General features: G+C 66.6%; 4 protein-coding genes, 1 tRNA gene and 1 pseudogene. 1 reads left to right on the forward strand and 5 read right to left on the reverse strand.

The window, feature by feature from the left end; translation table 11 throughout:
* Positions 1–84 (reverse strand): annotated as a pseudogene (locus P1U75_RS20525) (IS6 family transposase); the annotation flags it as partial.
* Positions 85–384: 300 nt separating this feature from the next.
* Between P1U75_RS20525 and P1U75_RS20530 the strand changes: the two are divergent.
* A complete protein-coding gene (locus P1U75_RS20530; RefSeq protein ID WP_300246711.1) occupies positions 385–1,473 on the forward strand; it encodes a nucleotidyltransferase domain-containing protein in 1,089 nt (362 codons plus the stop codon).
* A gap of 242 nt (positions 1,474–1,715) precedes the next feature.
* On the opposite strand, the gene P1U75_RS20535 is transcribed toward P1U75_RS20530, so the two are convergent.
* The 4 genes from P1U75_RS20535 to P1U75_RS20550 form a co-directional block, all read right to left on the reverse strand.
* Entirely contained in the window at positions 1,716–3,044 is a 1,329-nt protein-coding gene (locus P1U75_RS20535; protein ID WP_300246713.1) for a site-specific integrase, read from the reverse strand.
* Positions 3,045–3,181: 137 nt separating this feature from the next.
* A tRNA-Ser gene (locus P1U75_RS20540) sits at positions 3,182–3,271 on the reverse strand.
* Positions 3,272–3,400: 129 nt separating this feature from the next.
* Complete coding sequence (locus tag P1U75_RS20545) at positions 3,401–5,833, reverse strand: DUF3772 domain-containing protein (RefSeq protein WP_300246715.1); 2,433 nt, start codon at positions 5,831–5,833, stop codon at positions 3,401–3,403.
* 26 nt (positions 5,834–5,859) lie between these two features.
* The gene (locus P1U75_RS20550; RefSeq protein ID WP_300246716.1) at positions 5,860–6,897 is read right to left on the reverse strand and encodes a cysteine synthase A; all 1,038 of its coding nucleotides are present in this window, start codon (positions 6,895–6,897) and stop codon (positions 5,860–5,862) included.
* Positions 6,898–6,984 lie beyond the last annotated feature (87 nt).

Genomic DNA, 6,984 nt, shown 5'->3' on the forward strand with positions numbered 1-6,984 from the left:
CGGAAAGCGGACGTACATCATCACCGCCAGGCGGATGATCTCGGGGCTCGTTTTGAAATAGCGAAAGGGCGATCGTCTGGTCATCAATGAAAGCTACGAGACCACCCTCCCGGCCTCAAGCCCGGTTTGTCTGACAGTGCCCTCCGCCGGGATCGGCATCTGGCGGACGCCGAGGCAGACTCCGTGGGATTGGCGGGCGGAGCGGCGGGGGAATTAAGCGGCTGGTGCTGATCCCCCTGACCACCGATCACCGGGGCGATCACCCTTGCGCCCACGGGCGGCGACCACCACGATCACCGGGATGATCGACAGCAGGGTTACAAATCGCTTGAACGCAAAGCAGTTTGGCCCGATATTTAGCAAAATGCGAAAAACGGGCCAAACATGTGGACAGTCAGGGACATAGACGCGGATGCAGCGCGCGAGGCGATCAACGCCAGCGACCGCTACGACGCACTCCGCGATGCCCAGCGCGACCTCGACCGGCGCTTCGACGGCAGCATGGCGTATGAGGCGATCAAGGGTGCTGAGTACCTGATCCGCCGGTCGAGCAGGCGTGCCGGCGCGCGGTCGCGCCGCTCCCTTGGCTCCAAGTCACCGGAGAACGACGCACGTCTCGATGAGTTCAATCGCGGCAAGGCGGCGCTGAAGGAGCGCATCGCCGGCCTCAAGGACGAGCTGAATCGCAGGCGGCGCATCATAGCGGCACGCGGTTTGGGGCGAATGCCGTTCGAGACGGCGGGGGTGTTGCGTCGCCTCGACCGGCAGGGTTGGCTCGGCGGCCGCCTGCATGTGGTCGGAACGAACGCGCTCTATGCCTATGAGGCGGCCGCCGGCATCCAGATCGACGCCGGGGAGCTGGCAACCGACGACATCGACATCCTGAACGACGCACGCAGGCACGTTGCGCTTAGTGGCGACCTGCCGCCCGAGGGGCTGGTCGGGGTGCTGCGCCAAGTTGACAAGAGTTTCGCGCCGATGTCGCCGGGATCATTCCGCGCCGTGAACAAGACCGGCTTTCTCGTGGACCTGATCGGCCCGCATGGATACGACCCCACGCGGATCGCGGAGCCGGCTGCGTCCGAGGCGCGGCGGCGGGCACGGCTGTCGGATCACCCGGATGATCTCCAGCCGGTCGGGATCGACGGGATGGAATGGCTGTTGAACGCACCAAGATTCGAGGCCGTGACGTTCGACACGCGCGGCAACCCGGTATGGATACCGACCGTCGATCCGCGCGTGTTCGCGGCCCACAAGCTATGGCTGTCGCAGCGTCCAGACCGTGAGCGGACCAAGCAGCGGCGCGACCATGTGCAGGCGGTGATCGCCGCCGTGCTGGCGGAGGCGTACCTCGGGCTGTCGTTCGGAGACTCCGGGCTGTCCGCCGTGCCGCGCGGGCTGATCACGGGCATCGAAGGTATCAGGCCGGAGATCGACACGGCCATAGCGCGGCTACCGCACGGCGGGCTGTAGAGCGCAGCCCAGCGCCCGTGACCCTACAGATCGCCGCCCCTGCCCCCATCGCCGCCCCTCTGCTCGACCAGCGGGTTCACCCCGGCATCAAGACTCAGGACGGTGGTGAACTCTGTCGACGGTCCACCGAACCCGCACCGCCCGCATCGCAGCCGGAACACCCGCATTTCCATGTGCGCTGACCGCGCTGGGCGTGGCGATCCTGCCGGTGTGGCCGCATCTGCATGTGGCGTAGAGGACGTTCACAGGGCGATTGCCTGCACCGCCCGCCGCCGCACCGCATCGCCGCCACCGTCGCCATAGCGTTCCCGCTGGATCGCGTGACCGAACAGATCGGCCCGCACCCGGTCGGCGATACCCGACTCGATCATCCGATCCTCGAACCCGTGCCGCAGGCCATAGGCGACCGCGCCCTCGGGCAAGAGGCCATTGGCGCGCAGGAACTTGTTCATGGCCGCGCTGAGGGTGCCGCCGACCGCGTACCGTGGGAACAACCAATCATCCGGCCCAGCGCCGCGCTCGTGCGCCGCCTGCACCGCCAGCCGCGTCGCCTGTAACGATACCCCCGCCAGTGGGATGGTGCGCGCGCTGTTCTTGTTCTTCAGGGTGCGCCCATCCGGCAAGATTCTGATCGCTTCCGCCCCCTCGCCCAGCGCAACATACTTGACCTTCAACCCAGCGACCTCCGAGGGCCGTGCCCCGGTGTTGATCAGCATGAGAAAGATGTGCCGTGCCTCATCGTTGAGGCCGCCCAGCGCCCCATCTGGTCGAGCTGCCGGCAGGATGTGGTCGCGTATCCATTCGCCGCCCACCGACACGCGCGGCGGCGAGTCCTTGGACGCGGGGATCGAGAGGCCGTCGAAGGTCAGGGACAGCCCGAGGCCGCGCAGGGTGTTCACCTTGCGCAGAACAGCCATCGCATTGGTCTGGAGCTTGCGGGCCGTCTCCTGCGATCTCTCTGCCTCCAGCGCCCAATTCAGGAGATGCTGGCGATGCAGGAGCGCGGCGGCGTGATCAAACTCCGGCAGAGGGATGTCACCGACCGCCTCGACCAGATGGTCAATCGCCAACTTCTTCGGATTGCGCCACCGCCTGATCTGGTCTTCGGTCTTGTCGCGCAACTCCGGCTTCATCAACTCGAAATAATCCTCCAGCGCGCCGGAGATCGTGACCACCGGCACAGGGGCCAGCCCCATCGTCGCCGTGGCAACATCTGGATCGACGCGGGCAGGATCGGCGTCAGGCGCGGCCACGCGCAGCCGGTCGAGCAGTTCCCGCACCGGCAGTTCGGCGACCTCGCCCGCAGCGCGGTAGATAATCCCAAGGCGCTGGGCGTCGTGGCGGGCCTTGTCGAGTAGCGCCTGCCCGGTGAGCTTGTCGCCGGCAAGCGCCGTTTCCCAGCCTGCCAGCAGGTCGTTCCAGGCGGCATCTGCACGGCGGTGGGCCTCGATGTCGGAATCAGTCTTGAGCGACATGAGGACCATCCGGCGCGGCTCAACCGTCGCGAACCGCTTCGGCACGCGCCGCATGAGTTGGTACACGCTGCCTCGTTTTAGCACGCCCTTCGCCATTGCCAGAATCCCCCCCTGTGTATATTGCAGTGTCTATCACAGAGTATGGCAAAATTCAGGGCCGAGCAAGCCGACAACCCTTATCCTCAAGGGTTACGTTTAAAAACAATGCTTTAGTTTCAGTGGGTTATGGATAATGGCGGACAGTGAGGGATTCGAACCCTCGAGACGGTTTCCCGCCTACACACTTTCCAGGCGTGCGCCTTCGACCACTCGGCCAACTGTCCGTGCCGCGGTTATGTGCCGGATCGGCGGAGGCAATGCAAGGCGGAATTCGCCCGGTGCCACGATTGTCCGGCGCCATCGCGCATTGATCCGTGCAACGCCCGGGATGGGCCTGGCCTCCCGCCCCCGGCTCAGCCCTCCGCGCCACCGTCCTGCGCCTCGATTGTCGCGTCTTCGTCGCCGGCTTCCGCATCCGGATCGAGATGGGCCTGGCGCAGCGCCTCGGGATTGCGCAGCCAGACGTCGCGCTGCGCAAAGGGGATCTCGATCCCCTCCTCTGCGAACCGCTGGGCGATCTGGTGGTTCATCTCCGACTTGACCGACAGCACCCAGTTCACATCGCGCAGGATGGCGCGGATCTCGAAATCCAGCGAATCCGCCCCGAAGCCCTGGAACACCACGTTGGGCGCCGGGTTGGCCAGCACCATCGGATGCGCGTTGGCGATCTCGCGCAGGATGGAATCGATCCGCTTGGTGTCGGTGCCATAGGCCACCCCCACCGGCACGATCACCCGGCCCACCGTGTTGCCGCGGGTATAATTGGTGACGATCCCGCTCACCAGGTCGGCGTTGGGCACGATGACGTCGGTGCGGTCAAAGGTCTCGATCCGGGTCGAGCGCACCGAAATGTCGCGCACATAGCCCATCTGCCCGCTCACCTCGATCCAGTCCCCCTCCGAGATCGGCCGTTCGATCAGCAGGATGATCCCGGAGACAAAGTTCGACACGATGTTCTGCAACCCGAAGCCGATCCCGACCGACAGCGCACCGGCGACGATGGCAAGCGAACTGAGGTCGATCCCGGCGGTGGTGATCGCCGCCAGCGCCGCCAGCAGGATGCCCAGGTAACCGGTGCCGCTGACCACCGCGTTCTGGCCGCCGGCATCCAGCCTGGTGCGTGGCAGCAGGCTGCTTGACAGGGCCCCCTGCAGGGCCCGCGTGGCGGCATAGCCGATGCCGAAGACCACCGCGAAGGTCAGGAAATCGGTGGGCGAGATATTGGTGTCGCCGATGCTGAACCCGGCCAGGAACCGCGCCCAGAGCTCGGTCAGGTCGGCCACCCGCGCGCCCCAGATCAGGGCCAGAACCGGCACCGCGGCCAACGACAGCAGGAACCCCGCAAGCGCCGGCACCACCGATTCCTCGGCCGCCTCGCCCTTGCCCGACAGCCAGCCGTAAAGATCGCTGACGAACCGCTGCAAAACCATCACCAGGCCGAACACCGCCAGCGTCAGAAGCGCCGGAAAGATGATCGCCTCGGCCAGGGTCTGGTACCCGGCGGCGGCCAGAAGCGGCGCGACGATGGCCACCGCCAGCGACAACAGCCGCAACGTCGGTGCCATCCGCCGCAGACCCGCCGGCAGCGTCTCGGCGGTAGCGTCGCCCGGATCGATCAAGGTGATCCGGCGCAGCCGGACCGCGACCGCCGCCGCCAAAACGATCACCGGGAACACCAGTATCGCGCGCGAGACCTCCGAGATGTTCTGAACCGTCTCGATCAGCCCGATCGCACGGTAGACCACCAGCAGCAGCGCGACATAGACAAGGCCGCGCCGTGCCGCCGCCCGCGCGTGGGGCGGCAGCGGGATCAGCGCGTCCTGGTCCCGTTTGGAATAGAGCCGGTCGCCCAGCCAGAGAAAACCCAGCACGATGGTGCCCCAGACCGGCAGCGCGTTCATGAACGTGGTGCCGCGCAGCCCGATCGCCTCCGAGGCGTTGACCGCCCGCGTGACCAGGAACAGCCCGATCAGCGGCAGCCCGATCCGCCCCAGCGACACGATGAAGCTCCAGACCCCGGTGCCGCGTCCGCCGAGGCCGCGCAGGGCGTTTCCGACCCGTTCGGCCCAGGGTCGCCCACGCACCAGAAGGACCAGCCCCGACACCATGAAAAGCAGGATCAAGGGCGCGTTGTCGCGCAGCCGGTTCAGGTCGCGCGCGGCCTTCCAGCTGGCCAGCGATTCATTGCGGATATCGCGCAACAGCACCGTCATGTCGCGCAAGGCAACAGACCAGTCGGTCGGATTCAGCGGCGTCCCGCCCCGCGACAAGAGCTGCCGGGTCTGCCGCTCTCGGATGATCCGGTCCAGCTCGGCGATCAGCCCGTCGGCCCGGTTGTAGGCCTCCTGCGCCACCACCGACGGCACCCGAAGATCGCGCATCTGGCCATTCAGCCGGGTCCGCAGGGCGGCGATGTCGGCCGGTTCCTCGGCGCCCTCACCGGGGGCCGCCCCCAGCGCGTCGAGTTGGGATTTCAGCGTTCCGATACGGGCCGAATTCCGGTCGCGCGCCTCCAGAAAGGTTTGGCGAAACTCCACCAGTTGCCCGCGCAGATCCTCCAATGCGGCGTTCGAGGCGCGATCCGCGTCGATCGCCGCCTCGGCACGCTGCGCGGTCTGCTGCCACGCGAGATAATAGGGGTCCTGCTTTGGCGGCTCTTCCAACGCCTGCTCACCGGCGGGTTGCTCGGCGCCCTCCGCCGGCGTCGCCTGGTCCTGTGCCAGCACCGCGGCCCCGGGCAGGGCCAGCGCCAACACCAGAACAAGGGCCCGGATCAGGACCGGCACCCGTCCCGCTTCCCGCCCGCCCGGCATCACAGGTCTTCGAAGACGCCGGGGATGCTCGCCGGCGCGGCGGTCATCCAGTCCGGCACCGGCAACCCCTTGTCGTTCAGGAAATCGGGATTGAACAGCTTGGACTGATACCGCGTGCCATAGTCGCACAGCACGGTCACGATGGTGTGACCCGGCCCCATCTCGCGCGCCATGCGCACCGCACCGGCCACGTTGATGCCCGACGAGCCGCCCAGCACCAGCCCCTCGTCGTGCAGAAGGTCGAACACGTAAGGCAGCGCCTCTTCGTCCGGCACCTGATAGGCGTGGTCGGGCTTGAACCCCTTGAGGTTCTCGGTGATCCGCACCTGCCCGATTCCCTCGGCGATCGAGCCGCCATCGCTGATCTTCAATTCTCCCGTGGTGTAGTAATCGTAAAGCGCCGCACCGAGCGGATCGGCCAGGCCGATCTTCACCCCCTTGGGCTGAAGCGCCTCGGCCACCCCCGCCAGCGTCCCGCCGGACCCCACCGCGCAGATGAACCCGTCAACCTTGCCGCCGGTCTGTTCCCAGATCTCCGGGCCGGTGGTTTCCACATGCGCCTGCTTGTTGGCGACATTGTCGAACTGGTTGGCCCAGATCGCGCCGTTTGGTTCTGTTTTGGACAGCTCCCGCGCCAAACGCTCGGAATACCGAATGAAATTGTTCGGATTTCGATAGGGCGCAGCGGGAACCTGAACCAGCTCCGCGCCAGCCAGGCGCAGCATGTCCTTCTTTTCCTGGCTCTGGGTCTCGGGGATCACGATTACCGTCTTGAACCCCATCGAGGCGCCGACCAGCGCCAGCCCGATGCCGGTGTTACCTGCGGTGCCCTCGACAATGGTGCCGCCCGGCTTGAGCTCGCCGCGCGCCACCGCGTCACGGATGATATAGAGCGCGGCGCGATCCTTGACCGACTGGCCCGGATTGAGGAACTCGGCCTTGCCGAGGATCTCGCATCCGGTCTCTTCGCTTGCTTTCCGTAGCCGGATAAGCGGGGTGTGTCCAACGGCCTCGGCCAAATCCCGTGCGATGCGCATCCTGTCCTCCGTCATCTGGGTCACCCCGTGGTGTAGCGCCGCCCATGCCCGGCGGCAAGCACCGCCCTAGCCTTCGGCGCGCAACCG

This window comes from Antarcticimicrobium sp. (assembly GCF_029212575.1).
Taxonomy (GTDB): domain Bacteria; phylum Pseudomonadota; class Alphaproteobacteria; order Rhodobacterales; family Rhodobacteraceae; genus Antarcticimicrobium.